This is a genomic window from Kaistella haifensis DSM 19056 (assembly GCF_000735695.2).
Lineage (GTDB): Bacteria > Bacteroidota > Bacteroidia > Flavobacteriales > Weeksellaceae > Kaistella > Kaistella haifensis.
In genome coordinates this window covers 24,529-39,840 of sequence record NZ_JASZ02000026.1, presented here as the reverse complement: position 1 = coordinate 39,840, position 15,312 = coordinate 24,529, and the positions used below count along the sequence as shown (strand labels likewise).

Below are 15,312 nucleotides of genomic sequence, written 5' to 3'. Positions count from 1 at the left end.
CATCGGGCGGAATAATTCTGGCAGTTTTTCTGGATTTTTTCCTAACATATTTGCAAGGTTTTAAAGCTCTAATATACAAATTCTTGCAATAAAAAACAAGCTATTTTAAACCCAAAATACTAATAATCAGTAAATTATAAGTGGTTTAAGGAGAGACTATTTAATATTTCATGTATTGATTTTACTTGTGTTTGCATTACTGTTGATTTAGAAAGTTGAAAAAAGTTCTGATCAGGTTGTTATTGATAAACAGCGTAGGAGAAGGGCTTATATATCGGTGTTTTTTCCAAATCTCGTAGTTAGATTGTATTTAGCATTTTACAGCTTAATTTTTATGAAATCCACTTCATTTTTATATTTTAAAAATAAATAATAATTTAGAAATGATTCGCCATGCTTGCGCGTTTTTCTTTATTACTTCCGGCTTAACTGGAGCTTTAATTTACAAGGAGGAATAATTAATATAATAATTTGAGTCAAATTTTAGTGGAGCATCCGTTTTCAGCGTTATGGTTTGCCATGCTTCCGTGGGCGAAATCTCCTGGTTTCCATTGATTCGGATAGGAAGTTTCAGATTTTTAACGCTATTCTGATAACGGAATTTCAATTGGTTTCCGGTTTGCGAATATTCCAAAGTCGGGATTTTCGTAGTTCTTAAGTACTGGTCGAAAACCGATGAAAAATCAATCCCGGATTTTGTTGAAATATAATTTTCAATCTGTTGGGTAGTAACGGTTTGGTGGTAGAAATCTTTATTCAAACCACGCAATATCTGTCTGAATTTCTCATCATTGTTAATCACTTGGCGAATGGTGTGGAGCATGTTGGCGCCTTTGTAGTACATGTCGCCGCTTCCTTCGTTTCGGATGCCGTATTTCCCAATAATCGGAATATCGTTTTGCACTGCCTGTCTTGTCCCTCTTACGTAGGTTTCTGCAGCATTTTTATCCATATATTTCTCGGTAAACAAAGTTTCGGAATATGCCGTGAAACTCTCATGAATCCACATATCTGCCTGATCTTTCGCAGTGATATTATTGGCAAACCATTCGTGTCCGCTTTCGTGAATGATGATGAAATCCCAGTTTAACCCAACACCCGTTCCCGATAAATCTCTTCCCAAATACCCGTTTTCAAATTGGTTTCCGTACGCTACATTGCTCTGATGTTCCATTCCCAAGTACGGGCTTTCGACCAATTTATAGGAATCTTCGTAGAACGGATAAGCACCAAACCAGTATTCGAAAGCCTGCATCATCGGTTTTACCTGCTGAAATTGCTTTTTTGCTTTTTCTAACTGATAATCCAGCACCCAGTAATCTAAATCCAATTTTCCTTTTTCACCATCGAAACTGTCTTTAAAATTTACATATTTTCCTACATTCGGAACAATGGAATAAGGGTTAATGGTATTTTTAACTTCCCAAGTGAATGTATTTTTGTCTTTTTCTTGGGTTTGTTTAATCAATCTTCCGTTCCCAACACCCACCAAATCTTTTGGAGTGATAATTTTCATTACGATTCCTTGGTCGGGCTCGTCGCTCCAGAGGTCTTTCGTAGGCAACCAAAGCGAAACTCCGGTACCTTCTTGCGCAACACTCATGAAAGGATTCCCATTTTGGTCTTTGCTGAAAACCCAACCACCGTCCCACGGTGCTCTTTTCGCAACTTTCGGATTTCCTGAAAAATGAATAGTGAACGTATATTTTTCTCCTTTTTTAAATGATTTCTTGGTTTCAATAAAGATGAAATCGCCTTTTCTTTTCGGAGTAAAGCATTTTTTTAGTCCAATGAATTGATATTCCATCGGTTGTTGCAAATCGATTTGGAATGTGGGATTCTTGATGTCTTTCGTAATCTCGAAACTGATCAGATTGCTTCCCGAAACCGTCTTCTTCTCGAAATTGGGTTCTACGGAAAGTTCATATTTTTTCACATCCCAAAAATCGCGGTAAGGAGTGTTCGAACCTTTTAATGAATCTTCATTTTTAATGGTTTCACCTTTAGGAAAAAGGTTTTGTGATGTTGCAATCCCGAAATACAAAAGGGAAGCAACCAGCGTAATTTTTCTCATAAACAGAATTGGTAATACGAAGCAAAGATAAATATTATTTGCTAGCCAATGGCTTTTCCTGTTTGGCTCGATTTGTGTTCAAAAAAATCAGTACTTTTGAAAAAAATATTTTTAATGAAAATTAGAAACCTAATTGCTGTTCTGGCTTTTACTGCACTCGTTTCCTGCAACAAAGACAAGGAAATTCTCAATACTTTAAATGAATATAACCTCTCGATGGAAACCAAAGGATATCATTTTGGTGATGCATTAGCGCTTCCGAAAGAGGTTACAGACAATGCGGAAAGCGTTTCTATCAGTTTTGGTGACAAAGAAACTTCAAGTCTTGTTGTTGATCCGAAATTTTTCACTTTAGGTGATAATGCGGTTACTTTTAACATCAAAAAGAAAAACGGTGAAATCATTTCCCAAGACGCTACCATAAATGTTTTTGCTAAAAACCCTGAGGCGAAATTAAGCTATACCATTGTAAAAGAATATCCACATGATCCGAAAAACTTCGTTCAGGGATTTCAGTTGGAAGGGAACACCATTTACGAATCTGACGGACAAAACGGACAATCTAGAATTTTAAAATACAATCTTGGAAGCACTACACCGATTGTTTCTACGCCGCAAACTGCCGATGTTTTTTCGGAAGGATCTACCATCGTTGGAGACAAAGTGTATCAGCTTACGTGGCAAAATAAGAAAGGCTTTATTTACAACAAAAGCGATTTGAGTTTGATCAGTGAATTTGCTTACCCAAACCTAATTGGTGAAGGTTGGGGATTAACTTTTGATGGTAAAAACCTGATTCTTTCCGACGGGACTAAAAATATTTATTTCCTTGAGCCCAATAATCCTTCGAAAATCGTACGTTATATTTCTGTAGCCGGAAATACCGAAGCTTACGAAAAAATCAATGAACTGGAGTACCACAACGGATTTATCTACGCGAATGTTTGGCAAAAACCAATTATTCTGAAAATAAATCCTGCAAATGGGGAAGTAGTAGGGAAATTTGATTTCACTGAAATTGCCCAGAAACATACCACCAATGAAGATGACGTGCTGAACGGAATTGCTTTCAAAGGTGAAAATATGTTGGTAACCGGTAAAAATTGGGACAAAATTTACGAAGTAAGCATTCAATAATAGCTTTACAATATTCCGATTAAAATGACGTTTTTTCGACGTCATTTTTTTATATTTGATGAAATCATTGTTTTGAGAATTTTAATTATCTTTTTATTGTTTTCGTTCTTCGCGGTTTCTGCGCAGCAAAAACTCCCTTTTGATTCTTTAAAATTAAAGGATATAAAAGAGCTTTTTGCCGATGATTACGGGAATATTTATCTTTATAAAAACAAAGATTTTAGCTTAACCAAATACGATTCGCTCGGAAAACAGAAAGGGAAACTGCTGCTCACTTTGCCTTTCAAAATTCAATCGGTGCAGAATCCGCTGAGTATTCCTACTTTTTCGGAGAACGCCCAAGAGTTGAAATTTTTTGACCAGAATTTGAATGAGATTCAGAAGATTAATTTCCGGGAAAAATTCGGGCAGATCAAAATGGTTTTTGATGAAGATTTGCAACAAATTTGGCTCCTCGATGAAAGTTCAAAACGCTTGCTGAAATACAATTTTAGGGATGATAAAATTATCAACGCATATCCGTTTGATATCGATTTCGAAAATATCATCGACTTTCTAGTTGATCAACAAAAAGTGTATGTTTTAAGTTCAAAAACCTTTACTGTATACGATTTTAATGCAAGAAAGCAGAAAGAAATTCCGATCAATTCTGGGAGAAGAATCGTTCGGGAGAACCAGAACATCTTGGTAATCACCCAAAAAGAAATTCTACTGCTCGAAAATGAGGAATTGAATCCAATTTTTCAAGATGAAAATGCGCAAATTGTGGATAAAAACAGCGCTTCTTATTTTGTTATCAGAGACAACAAACTTTATCTTTACCCCATCCAAAAAATGCCTAGAAAAAAGCAAATTCCAACGAAAAATAATAGAGGTTTTTAGCTTTCAGAAAGGCATCATTCACAAAACTTTTAAAACAAATAATTAGAATGCATATTGCGGTTACAGGAAATATTGGCGCGGGAAAAACTACTTTAACTACCATGTTGTCAAAACATTACGGTTGGGATGCTCAGTTTGAAGATGTAGATCATAATCCGTATTTGGAAGATTTTTATGCGGATATGGGCAAATGGAGTTTTGCGTTGCAGATTTATTTTCTTGGAAGCCGTTTCCGACAGGTGAAAGAAATTCGCGAAAGTGGAAAAAACATCATTCAGGATCGTACAATCTACGAAGACGCGCACATTTTTGCGGAGAACCTGAACGACATGAATCTTCTGACAGAACGCGATTTCAAAAATTATTCTGCAGTTTTTGAGTTGATGAAAAGTTTTGTTTCGGCACCAGATTTGCTCATTTACCTAAAGTCCGATGTACCTAATTTGGTAAAGAAAATTTATAAGCGTGGCCGCGATTACGAAGCTACAATTTCCATAGAATATCTTTCTAAACTCAACCAAAAATACGAGAAATGGATCTCGGGCTACAAAGAAGGAAAACTATTGATTATAGAAGTTGACGATTTGGATTTCGTAGAAAGACCGGAAGATTTCGGCTATATTCTCGAAAGAATTGAAACAGAACTGCATGGTTTGTTTTAGTTGAAAAATGAAGGTTAACTTTTGATGAAGAACGTTTTTCGAGAATAAATTTAACCTTAAAAGACTGAAAATTATGATTAAAGTTCTTCACAATAATAATTGTTCCAAATCGAGAGCCATTTTAGAGCATTTGGACGAAAATAATGTCCCTTTTGAAATCATTGATTTCATAGAAAATCCGTTGTCGGAAATCGAATTAAAAACAGTGCTCAAAAAGCTGAATACTGATGTTCAAGGACTTATTCGCAAGAATGAAGCATTGTTTAAGGAAAAATTTGCAAATCAGGATTTATCGGATGATGAATGGATAAAGGTTTTGGTGCAAAATCCATCCTTAATTCAGCGCCCAATTTTAATCAAAGGAAATGTCGCGATGATTGCAAGACCAATTGAAAACGTGAATTTCTTTATTGAAAACTAAATTAAAGTCTTAAACGTTTTTTGAAGTTTATCATATTGAAAATCAAATCCAGCGGATTTGATTTTTTTGTTGGAAACGCGGCTTCCATGCAGAATGATGATGCTCATTTGACCCAACAGCAATTTGATCAAAAAAGCCGGAACATGCACGGAAATAAAAAATTTACATAACGTTCTTGCCAATGTTTTCATGAATTTTTTATTCGGTGGGATATCATCTGCAACCGCGTTGTATTTGCCATTTATAGTTGGTTTTTCAAGTGCGAAGACATACAAATTTACCAAATCTTCCAGATGAATCCAATTCATCCATTGTTTTCCGGAACCGATTGCGGCGCCCAAATTAAGATCGGTAATTTTTCTTAAAAAAGGAAATACACCGCCGTTTTTTCCCAATACCAAAGCGGTTCGTAGACAAACAACTCTATCGGAAAGATCCGAGAATTGATCGGCAGCTTGTTCCCATTCGGCGCATAATTTAGATAGAAAATCATTTTGAATAATTCTCGAATCTTCGTTAAGAATTTCATCGGAAGTGAAAGTTCCGTAGCAATTGACCCCAGATGCAGAAATAAAGGCTATTAAATGAATGTTGTTTTTCTGGCAATATTTTTTCAGCAAATTGGCAGTGTTGATGCGACTTTCAAAAAGTTCTTTTTTATACTTTTTCGTCCACCTTTTGCTGATGTTGGCACCGGCGAGATGAATGATTGCATCGAGGTTTTCTAAAGCTTTTTCATCAATGAACTGTTCATTTGGATTCCATTGAAATTCGTTTTCTTGAGTGGGATTTCCTCTGGTCAAAACCCTAACATGGTGATTTCCTTCTCTGAGTTTACTTACTAAAGATTGTCCTATGAATCCGCTTGCGCCCGTGATTAAGACATTCATTTTTCCAATTAAGTTTTGCTTAAAGCATGATTACTCCGGGTATTTTACCTACTTCTTTGTAGATTTTAATGACTTGGTCGGCATCGAGAACAAATGCATTGATGCTGATAGAGGTGTATTTCCCGTTCTTGCTATCTTTCGTGGTGAGGGTGAATTTCACGTCATCGAAAACTCGGTAAATTTCGGTATGTTTCGATTCGTCATTGGTTACAATGAATTTGAAGAGGTAATCTCCCGGAAAATCGTGGGTTGCTTCGAGTTTTTCTTTCAGTGAAATATAAAAATCTTCAGGATTTGCGTGCTGGTTTCCTTGTAATATGTCCATTCTTGCTAATTAATTTATATAAATATAATAAAATTTAAATTATTTTCCAAGCGATCCGAGAAGTGCTGCCGAGTTCTGCTTTTCGTGATCTTCTATAATATTGAATAATCCATTGACAATCTGTTCAGAAGCCAACATAGTCAATCCGCCTGCATTTACATTGCTTTTGTTTCCTCCCAATAAACTTCCCAAGAGATTACTTCCAGACAAAGCTGTATTGATGGTTTTTACGATACCATATTTGTTAAATTCCTGTTCAACTTTTGGGGCAATTGCCGCTATCAATTGTTCGGAAGTTCTTTCTTTTAGGATTTGGGTTGCAGTTCCGCTACCACCTTGTACAATACGCGCAGTATCTTCTGCAGTGAGATTATTTACAGCATTGGTAAGAATTGGTCGAGAAACATCTACGGTAAAAGCCGCGGCCTGAGCGATGTATTCTTTTTCTTTCTGAACCAAACTGTTTAAACCTAATTTCTGCAACGTACTGTTCAAATCCTTAAGGTTTTGTGGCATCGCTGCTTCAATTAATTGATTGGCGAGAAAGCTGTCTTTGTCACTGAAAATGTTCAGCCCTTTTGTAATTCCGCCAAGAAGTATTTGCTTTAGAACAGCAAGTCCCACACTAGATGTAGCCAATGCTACACAAGACTGTGTGGTAGTTCCCAAAGTAGCTACGACCATGGTCGCTACTAATATTGTATTTCTTTTCATGATGCAAATTTATTATATGTGACCTGATATTTGACAAATATTAAGCCAAATAATTATCTATTTCGAAAAGCTAATATACTGCATAGCTTTCTAAGCTGTTAAAAAAAACATTGTGTACTAATGAATTCTAAATAGAGCAAGGTAATTCATTTAAAATCAGCCGTTTTCAAATTATTGGAAACGGCTTTTTTACTTGGTTTATTATTCCTAAATTTGGGGGTCAATCTTTAATTTATTTAATGTAATGAGAGACAAATTCATTAATTGGGGAATCGTAATTCTTGTATTGGTGTGGGCGACGGCATTGCTCATCAAAGCGCATTATTGGATTCCGATTTTACTGACCTGCATTTATGCAATTGGGATTTACAACTGTTTTCAAACTAAGCATGCAATTCTCAGAAATTTCCCTGTAATTGGGTATTTTCGATATTTTTTTGAAGGAATTTCGCCGGAGATGCAACAGTATTTCATCGAAAGAGAAACCAATGGAAAACCATTCCCAAGAAATCAGCGTTCCGCGGTTTATCGCCGAGCAAAAAACATCAGCGATACCGTTCCATTTGGTACTCAGCTGGAAGTAAACCAACGAAAATATGAGGGAATTAAACATTCTATCTATGCCAAATCTCCCCAAGAAGAATTGCCGAGAGTTTGGGTTGGAGGCGAACAATGTACCCAAAAATACCACGCTTCTTTATTCAATATTTCAGCGATGAGTTTCGGATCGTTAAGTGATCGGGCTCAAATTTCATTAAATCGCGGTGCAAAAAAAGGAAATTTTTATCATAATACCGGTGAAGGAGGAATTTCACCATACCACTTGGAAGGGGGCGATCTTTGCTGGCAGATCGGAACCGGTTATTTCGGTTGTAGAGATGAACAAGGAAAATTTTCACCGGAAATTTTCAAGAAAAATGCCACTATTCCTAATGTGAAAATGATTGAAATTAAAATTTCCCAAGGAGCAAAACCAGGTCATGGCGGAGTACTACCAGGATCTAAAAACACTCCCGAGATTGCTGCAATTCGACACGTTCTACCAGGAATGACGATTATTTCTCCACCGTCGCATTCCGCATTTTCAGATGCGGCAGGACTGCTGAAATTCGTTCAGGAATTAAGAGAATTATCTGGCGGAAAACCTGTAGGATTCAAGCTTTGTATCGGTGATACCAAAGAATTTGAAGATATTTGCGTTCAAATGAATGTTCTTAAAATTTACCCAGATTTCATCACCATCGATGGAGCAGAAGGAGGAACTGGAGCTGCTCCGCCAGAATTTTCAGATGGAGTAGGGATGCCTTTGGAACCAGCTTTAATTTTTGTAAATAGAACTTTGAACAACTTTAATCTTCGAAACAAACTTCGCGTGATCGCGAGTGGAAAAGTGTTGACGAGTTTAGATATTCTTCGTGCCGTTGCGATGGGTGCGGATATGTGCAATAACGCGAGAGGATTTATGTTTGCGTTGGGTTGTATTCAGGCATTAAGATGTAATACTAATAATTGTCCGACCGGAGTTGCTACACAAGATAAAATGCTCATCAAAGGACTAGATGTAACTGATAAAAGTGAGAGAGTTTATCACTTCCACAAGAATACTTTGCACACTTGCAACGAACTTATTGCCGCAGCCGGAAAAGATTCTTATGACCAAGTTGATGCTTCCATGTTTATGCGAGGCGATGAATTTGAGCATCTTTCGGATGTGTATTTCCCGGATATTTTAGGAAATGTAAAACAGAAGTCAACGACTTATTAATTCAAACTAATTAAATTAATCCGGTAAAATTATTTATCGGATTTTTTATTGAGTTCCTCGTTGCTGCGAATTTCTTCCAAATACGAAATTTTCAATGAGTCGTAGAGAGATTTTCTGCTGACCATCAATGAAATGAGTGACGAAACCATTCCGGCAAGCATTAAATGAAAAATTAAAGAGTGCCGATCGGTCATTTCAAGAACAATAATGGCTGAGGTAAATGGAGCGCGAGTAATTCCCGTCAAGAAGGCGACCATTCCGGCAAGAATTACGACATTGGTTTCGTTTGGTGATAAGTGAATCCATCCTGAAATTACAGAGCCGATACTAGCTCCGGCGGAAAGAGCAGGCGCGAAAATTCCTCCTGCACCACCGGATGTAAATGAAAGAGCTGGGCCAATCATTCGAAAAATAGGAATGTACCAATCTTCGTGCTTGTTTTCGCTGAAAAGCGTTCTTTCCATAATTTCTTTTCCGGAGCCTAATATTTCTCGGTTTACAAAATAGGCGAGTGAAGCAATGATTAATGCTGAAATTACAAGAAAAATAATGTTTGCACTGTTGGTTTTAAGTCTTTTTTTCCAAGCACTAATTTTCAACATCCAAACTGAAAGTTGGCTGGCAAAAATTCCTGAAACTCCGGAAACCAACATGACAGGAAACATAATGGTAAGACTTACGTCTGAGGTTTTCGGGTAACCAAGATAAAGGTAGGAACCTGCTAAAGTTTGTGCCATCAAACCTGCAATAATTACCGCAGTAAAAAGCGCTGTTTTAAAGTAGTTGATGTGCGTTTTTGCAAGTTCTTCCACCGCAAACACAATTCCTCCCAAAGGAGTGTTGAAAGCCGCTGATAAACCTGCCGCTGCACCGGTCATAATCATGTTTTTCTTTGAAATCTTTGGCCACCAATCGGGGAGATATTCATTGACTTTCCGGAAAACGGATCCTGCAATTTGAATCGTTGGACCTTCACGACCGACCGCACCACCACCAATAACCAAAGCTACGCTTGACAAAACTTTAAAAATGATGATTTTTAAGCTTAATAATTGGCGTATTTTTCTATTTTCTTTTGGATTTGCTAATTCTACAGCCGCCATTACTTGAGGAATTCCGCTGCCTTTTGCGTAAGGTGCAAATTCTTTTACCAGCCACCACGACACCACAAAACCAACGGGCGCGATGATGAAAATCATTAACGGATTCCAATCGAAAATAAAGTTCATGAGTTGTTCGCCCCAAGTGAATATTTTGGCATATAAAACAGCGAATACCCCCGTAATCAAGGATGCAATCCAAAACGGAATCGCCTGCAACAGGTTGTGTTTCAGTTTTTCGTTGTGGAGATTATCGAATGATTTTTTTAAACTTTGTCTTACGTAATCAATGATTGACAGCATATCACAAAATTATCATTTTTAAAATTAAGATCGTAAAATCTATCGCAAAAAAAATATCCGGTAAAAAATTACCGGATATTGTATGATTATGAAAATTCTTACGCTTCTTCAGCAGGAGTTTCTTCAACATTTTTAGCTGGAGCGGCTTTCGGAGCTGCAGGAGCTGGTGGAGCATCAGAAACGATTTCGAATTCGAAGTTGTGTTCTACACTTCTGTGAAGTCTGATGATTGCAATTACTCTACCAGTTCTCTTGATGGTATTTCCAGGGATTTTGATGTATTTTTTGTCTACATTCACACCTGCGTTCGCCAATTCTTCAGAAAGGTTAGCATTGTTGATCGATCCGAAAAGTTTATCACCAGAACCAACTTTAGTAGCGATTGTGATGCTTGTTTTCTTCAATTGCTCAACGATAGCGTTTGCGTTTGCGATCAATTTAGCTTCTTCTTCTTTTCTAGCTTCTAAAGTTGCCTCTAGATTTGCTTTGTTTTTTGGAGTAGCCAAAAGAGCTAAACCTTGTGGTAACAAGTAGTTTCTTGCATACCCTGGTTTTACGTTTACTGTATCAAACTCTAATCCTAAGTTTTCTACGTCTTTTTTTAGAATAACTTCCATTGTTGTTGTCCTTTTTTATTTAGAAGTTAGGCGTTTATGTAAAACAACCAACAACTATTTTGTTTTATAATTATTTTAATAAATCTGCTACGTAAGGCATCAAAGCAAGGTGTCTTGCTCTTTTGATTGCAGCAGAAACTTTTCTTTGGTATTTCAAAGAAGTTCCTGTATATCTTCTTGGTAAAATTTTACCTTGCTCGTTTACGAACTGAAGAAGGAATTTTTCATCTTTATAATCAACATGTTTGATTCCGTATTTTTTGAATCTACAGTATTTTTTTTCAGATTTTGTATTAATATCTAGTGGAGTAAGAAATTTTACTTCAGATTCACCTCCAGCAGAGGCTTGTTTAGCCATATCATCTATTGCCATTGTTGTAAATTTTATAGGGTTAAAATTAAGCTTTTGCAGTTTTCACTTTGTTTCTTCTTGTTACTGCGTAGTCTACAGCGTGCTTGTCTAATTTAGTAGTCAAGAATCTGATAACTCTTTCATCACGTTTGAAAGCAAGTTCTAAATCTGCAACTACACTTCCTTCGCCTTTAAATTCGATTAAAGTGTAAAAACCATTCTTTTTCAATTGGATTGGATAAGCCAATTTCTTAAGTCCCCAATTTTCTTTGGCAACGATTTCGCAATTGTTTGAAGTCAAAAGATCTTCGAATTTTTTTACTGCTTCCTCCACCTGTGCGTCAGATAGAACGGGAGTTAAAATGAAAACAGTTTCGTAATTGTTCATAATGTTAAATAAATTTGTTAATTATTTCGAGGTGCAAAAGTAATATTTTTTTCTGAAAGTCACAAGATTTCAATATAATAAACATGAAAATAAAGAATTTTCATGTTATTTAAAAATCAAAACACAAAATCCTTCATCCTAGAAAATGCAAAGTCATTCTCGTTCATCCATTGCAAGAAATTTTCCAACTTGTTTTCCATTTTTCTTCCGGAATTGTATTTTCTGTAAAAAGGAACCTGAAAACGGTATTTTTGTAAATCGGTAAATTGCCAAGAGTTCATATATATAAGGACAAAATCCTCATTTTTAATCGTTTCTACAACCATATTTTGGTAGAATTTCAGCGGAACTACCTGAAAAACAAAATCATTATAGGGAATTTGCGAATAAGGCGAAATGCTTTCAGGGATAATGCTCAAACCATTTTCTTCGAAGATTTCAGTGCTTCTTTTCAATCTTTTGAATGGAAAAAGAATATTGGCGTTTTCAATATTCGAGACGTAACTGAATTCTAAATTTTTCAGGTCATTTACAGAAACAGTAACATCTTTCTGCCGAATTCCACGGATAATTTTTTCAATGAAATCTTCCGTATTTCTTTTGACCGTTTCTATTTCCGAAATTTCCGAATTGTCATTGTACAATGCGATTTCATGACCTTTGCTCACGATTTTTTTTATCAAAGGTTTCACTTTTTCTACGAGAGAAATCTCGATGAAAAATGAAGCTAAAACATGATGGTTTTCTAAAATCCGCAGAATGGAGGAGACGTTGTTTTCAGTGATTTTTAAAATTTTGTCATCATTAATCAGCTCGTTTTTTCTGAATTTCCGATGATGATTAATGATGTTGAAGGTTAGTAAAATCATTAAAAATTATTTTCCAAGTTTTATTTTGAGGTTTTTCAGCATGTCTTTGGTCATTGCAGTGATATCGAATTCGTAGGCTAATCCCCAATCTTTTTTGGCAATGGAATCGTCTATTGAAGCCGGCCAGGAATCTGCAATTGCCTGTCTGAAATCCGGTTGATAATCAATCTCGAAATCCGGAATTTCTTTTTTGATTTCTTCGGCCAATTCTTTTGGTGTAAACGACAATCCACCTAGATTATAAGAACCTCGAACAGTTAAATTTTCTTTTGGCGCATCCATTAATTTCAGAGTTGCATTGATGGCATCGTCCATATAAAGCATCGGCATTGCTGTATTTTCAGAGATAAAACTGGTGTATTTTCCTTGTTCTACTGCTTCGTAAAAAATTTCTACAGCATAATCTGTTGTTCCTCCACCGGCAGGAGTTTTCCAGGAAATCAAACCAGGATATCGAATGCTTCTTACATCTACACCAAATTTATCGTAGTAATATTCGCACCATTTTTCTCCCGCCATTTTCGAAATTCCGTAAACGGTTGTTGGATTCAAAACTACATCTTGACCTACATTTTCTTTCGGAATTCCTTTCCCAAATACAGCGATGGAACTTGGCCAAAAAATTTTCTTCAACATTCCTTCTCTTGCCATTTCGCAGAAATTCAATAATGGTTCTACATTCAGTTTCCATGCAAAAAGTGGCTGTTTCTCGGAAGTTCCGGAAAGCAATGACGCCAAATGATAAACCGTGGTAATTTCATAATCTTTTACAATTTGGCGAACGAGCTGGGTATTGCTTACATCCATTCTTTCATAAAATCCTGCAGAAGTTAAGTCTTTGTCCCAGCGATCGAGCCCGGAAGCAATTACATTTTCTGCACCATGAATTTTAACCAAACAATTGGTAAGTTCTGTTCCAATTTGTCCGAGAGCACCTGTGATAAGAATTTTTTCCGTGTAGGATTCCATTTTGTGAATTTAGATTTACAGTTAAGCAAATTTAAAAATTTTAAGCAATTACCGGTGATGAAACTTGTAAATAATTATCAATGTTAAAACTTTATTCTACTACAATACTTAATCGTAAAGCCCTTTTTTCTGTATTTTTGTTGAAATTTCCATTATGAAAAAATCACTTTTCCTACTTGTATTTTCTGCTAATGCTGTTTTTGCACAGTTTACCGATTTTAATATTATTAAAGAAATTCATACCCAAAATAAAGGATTGGTGGTTTCCGCACATCCACTCGCGAGTGAAGCGGGCGCAAAAATGATGAAAATGGGGGGTAATGCTTTCGATGCTGCAATTGCAACACAATACGCATTGGCGGTTGTTTATCCACAAGCCGGGAACATCGGTGGTGGTGGTTTTTTGGTTGGTGTAAAAAATAATGGCGAAAAATTCACGATCGATTTTCGGGAAACCGCTCCTGCAAAGGCTTCTAGAGATATGTATCTCGACAAAAACGGAAAAGCAAATACCACTCTTTCGCAATACGGACGATTAGCCGCCGGCGTTCCGGGTTCGATCGCTGGATTTTATGCGACTTTGAAACACGCAAAACTTCCGATGGAAAAGTTGATTCAACCTGCGATAGACTTGGCTGAACAAGGGTTTGCCATTACTGAAAAAGAAGCCAGTTTGTTGAATGACCAAATGAAACATTTTAATGAACACAATAAAATAAAATCGGTTTTCCAAAAAAATGAACCTTGGAAACAAGGCGATGTTTTGGTGCAAAAAGATTTAGCAGAAACACTGAAAAGAATTCAAAAATATGGGGAGAAAGGTTTCTATGAAGGCAAAACAGCGGAATTAATCGTTGCCGAGATGAAACGCGGAAACGGAATTATCACTTTAAACGATTTAAAAAATTATAAGGTGGCCGAAAGAAAACCGATTACTTTCGATTATAAAGGAAACGAAGTGGTATCAATGCCTTTGCCTTCAAGTGGCGGAATTTTATTAGCGCAAATGCTAAAAATGGCGAGCTACGAAAACCTTGAAAAATACCAACAAAATTCTGCAGAAGCAGTTCAAATTATGGTGGAAGCAGAAAGACGCGCTTTTGCCGATAGAGCCGAATTTATGGGTGATCCTAACTTTATAGAGGATAAAACACAAATGTTAATTTCCGATGCTTATTTGAAAAATCGTTGGAAATCTTACAACAAAGATCTAGCAACACCAAGTTCCGAAGTCGGAAAAATTATCCCTCAACCGAAAGAATCTACCGAAACTACGCATATTTCTATCATTGACAAAGAAGGCAACGCAGTTTCGGTGACCACTACACTGAACGGATATTACGGAAGCAAAGTTGTGGTCGAAGGAGCCGGATTTTTCTTAAATAACGAAATGGACGACTTTTCCATAAAACCGGGAGTGCCGAATATGTTTGGGGCAGTTGGTGGTGAAGCTAATAAAATTGAACCCGGAAAGAGAATGCTTTCCTCGATGACACCAACGATTGTCCTGAAAAATGGTAAACCTTATATTGTCGTGGGAACACCGGGCGGAACTACCATTCCAACATCGGTTTACCAGTCGATTGTGAATGTTCTTGACTTTAAACTGAATCCAAATTTGTCAGTGAATGCTCCGAAATTTCACCATCAGTGGCTTCCTGAAACGATTGCGGTTGAAAAAGGTTTTCCGGAAAGCACAATTAAAGCTTTAGAAAGTAAAAATTATAAATTTGACAGAATTAACCAAATTGGGAAAACCGAAATAATTGTAATCAACGAAAACGGAAACGCAACCGCTGTAGCAGATGGACGTGGCGATGATTCGGTGGCTACAGAATAAGGAA

16 protein-coding genes are annotated in these 15,312 nt (G+C 36.6%); 6 read left to right on the top strand and 10 right to left on the bottom strand.

The genetic code is table 11. The annotated features are described in order from the left end of the window. Positions 1-442: 442 nt before the first annotated feature. Positions 443-2,074, bottom strand: coding sequence for a M1 family metallopeptidase (locus AP75_RS10910; protein WP_088264679.1), 1,632 nt, complete (start codon positions 2,072-2,074; stop codon positions 443-445). A 114-nt stretch (positions 2,075-2,188) separates the two neighbouring features. Here AP75_RS10910 and AP75_RS10905 point away from each other — a divergent pair, with 114 nt between their 5' ends. The 4 genes from AP75_RS10905 (at position 2,189) to AP75_RS10890 (ending at position 5,176) form a co-directional block, all read left to right on the top strand. After that, positions 2,189-3,211, top strand: a complete 1,023-nt coding sequence (locus AP75_RS10905; RefSeq protein WP_031503971.1) for a glutaminyl-peptide cyclotransferase — start codon at positions 2,189-2,191, stop codon at positions 3,209-3,211. Between the two features lie 24 nt (positions 3,212-3,235). Then, positions 3,236-4,093 carry a hypothetical protein gene (locus tag AP75_RS10900; protein ID WP_242589806.1) on the top strand — a complete coding sequence of 286 codons (858 nt, stop codon included), beginning with the start codon at positions 3,236-3,238 and terminating at the stop codon, positions 4,091-4,093. Between the two features lie 47 nt (positions 4,094-4,140). Further along, positions 4,141-4,755, top strand: coding sequence for a deoxynucleoside kinase (locus AP75_RS10895; RefSeq protein WP_088264677.1), 615 nt, complete (start codon positions 4,141-4,143; stop codon positions 4,753-4,755). Between the two features lie 73 nt (positions 4,756-4,828). Further along, a complete protein-coding gene (locus AP75_RS10890; protein WP_031503974.1) occupies positions 4,829-5,176 on the top strand; it encodes an ArsC/Spx/MgsR family protein in 348 nt (115 codons plus the stop codon). Here AP75_RS10890 and AP75_RS10885 read toward each other — a convergent pair. The 3 genes from AP75_RS10885 to AP75_RS10875 are packed head-to-tail and all read right to left on the bottom strand — an operon-like array spanning position 5,173 to position 7,105. After that, on the bottom strand, positions 5,173-6,066 hold the full coding sequence (locus AP75_RS10885; RefSeq protein WP_031503976.1) for a TIGR01777 family oxidoreductase: 894 nt from the start codon (positions 6,064-6,066) through the stop codon (positions 5,173-5,175). The genes AP75_RS10890 and AP75_RS10885 overlap by 4 nt on opposite strands. 19 nt (positions 6,067-6,085) lie before the next feature. After that, the gene (locus AP75_RS10880; RefSeq protein WP_031503977.1) at positions 6,086-6,391 is read right to left on the bottom strand and encodes a DUF493 domain-containing protein; all 306 of its coding nucleotides are present in this window, start codon (positions 6,389-6,391) and stop codon (positions 6,086-6,088) included. Between the two features lie 39 nt (positions 6,392-6,430). Further along, complete coding sequence (locus tag AP75_RS10875; RefSeq protein WP_088264675.1) at positions 6,431-7,105, bottom strand: DUF4197 family protein; 675 nt, start codon at positions 7,103-7,105, stop codon at positions 6,431-6,433. Between the two features lie 244 nt (positions 7,106-7,349). Between AP75_RS10875 and AP75_RS10870 the strand changes: the two genes are divergently transcribed. Beyond that, positions 7,350-8,870 carry an FMN-binding glutamate synthase family protein gene (locus tag AP75_RS10870; protein ID WP_031503979.1) on the top strand — a complete coding sequence of 507 codons (1,521 nt, stop codon included), beginning with the start codon at positions 7,350-7,352 and terminating at the stop codon, positions 8,868-8,870. A gap of 29 nt (positions 8,871-8,899) precedes the next feature. Here AP75_RS10870 and AP75_RS10865 read toward each other — a convergent pair whose 3' ends face one another. The 6 genes from AP75_RS10865 to AP75_RS10840 all read right to left on the bottom strand — a co-directional run bounded on the left by AP75_RS10865 (position 8,900) and on the right by AP75_RS10840 (position 13,468). Then, positions 8,900-10,273 carry a chloride channel protein gene (locus AP75_RS10865; RefSeq protein WP_031503980.1) on the bottom strand — a complete coding sequence of 458 codons (1,374 nt, stop codon included), beginning with the start codon at positions 10,271-10,273 and terminating at the stop codon, positions 8,900-8,902. Between the two features lie 98 nt (positions 10,274-10,371). Continuing rightward, on the bottom strand, positions 10,372-10,890 hold the full coding sequence (rplI, locus tag AP75_RS10860) for a 50S ribosomal protein L9 (protein WP_031503982.1): 519 nt from the start codon (positions 10,888-10,890) through the stop codon (positions 10,372-10,374). A 70-nt stretch (positions 10,891-10,960) separates the two neighbouring features. Next, entirely contained in the window at positions 10,961-11,263 is a 303-nt protein-coding gene (rpsR, locus tag AP75_RS10855) for a 30S ribosomal protein S18 (protein ID WP_031503984.1), read from the bottom strand. 25 nt (positions 11,264-11,288) lie between these two features. Further along, on the bottom strand, positions 11,289-11,630 hold the full coding sequence (rpsF, locus tag AP75_RS10850; RefSeq protein ID WP_031503986.1) for a 30S ribosomal protein S6: 342 nt from the start codon (positions 11,628-11,630) through the stop codon (positions 11,289-11,291). A gap of 116 nt (positions 11,631-11,746) precedes the next feature. Continuing rightward, a complete protein-coding gene (locus AP75_RS10845) occupies positions 11,747-12,499 on the bottom strand; it encodes a polysaccharide deacetylase family protein (RefSeq protein ID WP_031503988.1) in 753 nt (250 codons plus the stop codon). Positions 12,500-12,505: 6 nt separating this feature from the next. Beyond that, positions 12,506-13,468 carry an NAD-dependent epimerase/dehydratase family protein gene (locus tag AP75_RS10840; RefSeq protein ID WP_088264673.1) on the bottom strand — a complete coding sequence of 321 codons (963 nt, stop codon included), beginning with the start codon at positions 13,466-13,468 and terminating at the stop codon, positions 12,506-12,508. 154 nt (positions 13,469-13,622) lie between these two features. Between AP75_RS10840 and ggt the strand changes: the two genes are divergently transcribed. Beyond that, positions 13,623-15,308 (top strand): gamma-glutamyltransferase, encoded by a 1,686-nt coding sequence (ggt, locus tag AP75_RS10835; RefSeq protein WP_031503989.1) that lies wholly within the window; start codon positions 13,623-13,625, stop codon positions 15,306-15,308. Positions 15,309-15,312 lie beyond the last annotated feature (4 nt).

What these genes read in the sequence shown, in the direction of transcription:
- rplI (WP_031503982.1), bottom strand. Translation starts at nt 10,890, where the DNA reads ATGGAAGTTATTCTAAAAAAAGACGTAGAAAACTTAGGATTAGAGTTT.
- AP75_RS10895 (WP_088264677.1), top strand. Translation starts at nt 4,141, where the DNA reads ATGCATATTGCGGTTACAGGAAATATTGGCGCGGGAAAAACTACTTTA.
- rpsR (WP_031503984.1), bottom strand. Translation starts at nt 11,263, where the DNA reads ATGGCAATAGATGATATGGCTAAACAAGCCTCTGCTGGAGGTGAATCT.
- AP75_RS10885 (WP_031503976.1), bottom strand. Translation starts at nt 6,066, where the DNA reads ATGAATGTCTTAATCACGGGCGCAAGCGGATTCATAGGACAATCTTTA.
- AP75_RS10905 (WP_031503971.1), top strand. Translation starts at nt 2,189, where the DNA reads ATGAAAATTAGAAACCTAATTGCTGTTCTGGCTTTTACTGCACTCGTT.
- AP75_RS10910 (WP_088264679.1), bottom strand. Translation starts at nt 2,074, where the DNA reads ATGAGAAAAATTACGCTGGTTGCTTCCCTTTTGTATTTCGGGATTGCA.
- ggt (WP_031503989.1), top strand. Translation starts at nt 13,623, where the DNA reads ATGAAAAAATCACTTTTCCTACTTGTATTTTCTGCTAATGCTGTTTTT.
- AP75_RS10870 (WP_031503979.1), top strand. Translation starts at nt 7,350, where the DNA reads ATGAGAGACAAATTCATTAATTGGGGAATCGTAATTCTTGTATTGGTG.
- AP75_RS10865 (WP_031503980.1), bottom strand. Translation starts at nt 10,273, where the DNA reads ATGCTGTCAATCATTGATTACGTAAGACAAAGTTTAAAAAAATCATTC.
- AP75_RS10880 (WP_031503977.1), bottom strand. Translation starts at nt 6,391, where the DNA reads ATGGACATATTACAAGGAAACCAGCACGCAAATCCTGAAGATTTTTAT.
- AP75_RS10845 (WP_031503988.1), bottom strand. Translation starts at nt 12,499, where the DNA reads ATGATTTTACTAACCTTCAACATCATTAATCATCATCGGAAATTCAGA.
- AP75_RS10840 (WP_088264673.1), bottom strand. Translation starts at nt 13,468, where the DNA reads ATGGAATCCTACACGGAAAAAATTCTTATCACAGGTGCTCTCGGACAA.
- AP75_RS10890 (WP_031503974.1), top strand. Translation starts at nt 4,829, where the DNA reads ATGATTAAAGTTCTTCACAATAATAATTGTTCCAAATCGAGAGCCATT.
- AP75_RS10875 (WP_088264675.1), bottom strand. Translation starts at nt 7,105, where the DNA reads ATGAAAAGAAATACAATATTAGTAGCGACCATGGTCGTAGCTACTTTG.
- AP75_RS10900 (WP_242589806.1), top strand. Translation starts at nt 3,236, where the DNA reads ATGACGTTTTTTCGACGTCATTTTTTTATATTTGATGAAATCATTGTT.
- rpsF (WP_031503986.1), bottom strand. Translation starts at nt 11,630, where the DNA reads ATGAACAATTACGAAACTGTTTTCATTTTAACTCCCGTTCTATCTGAC.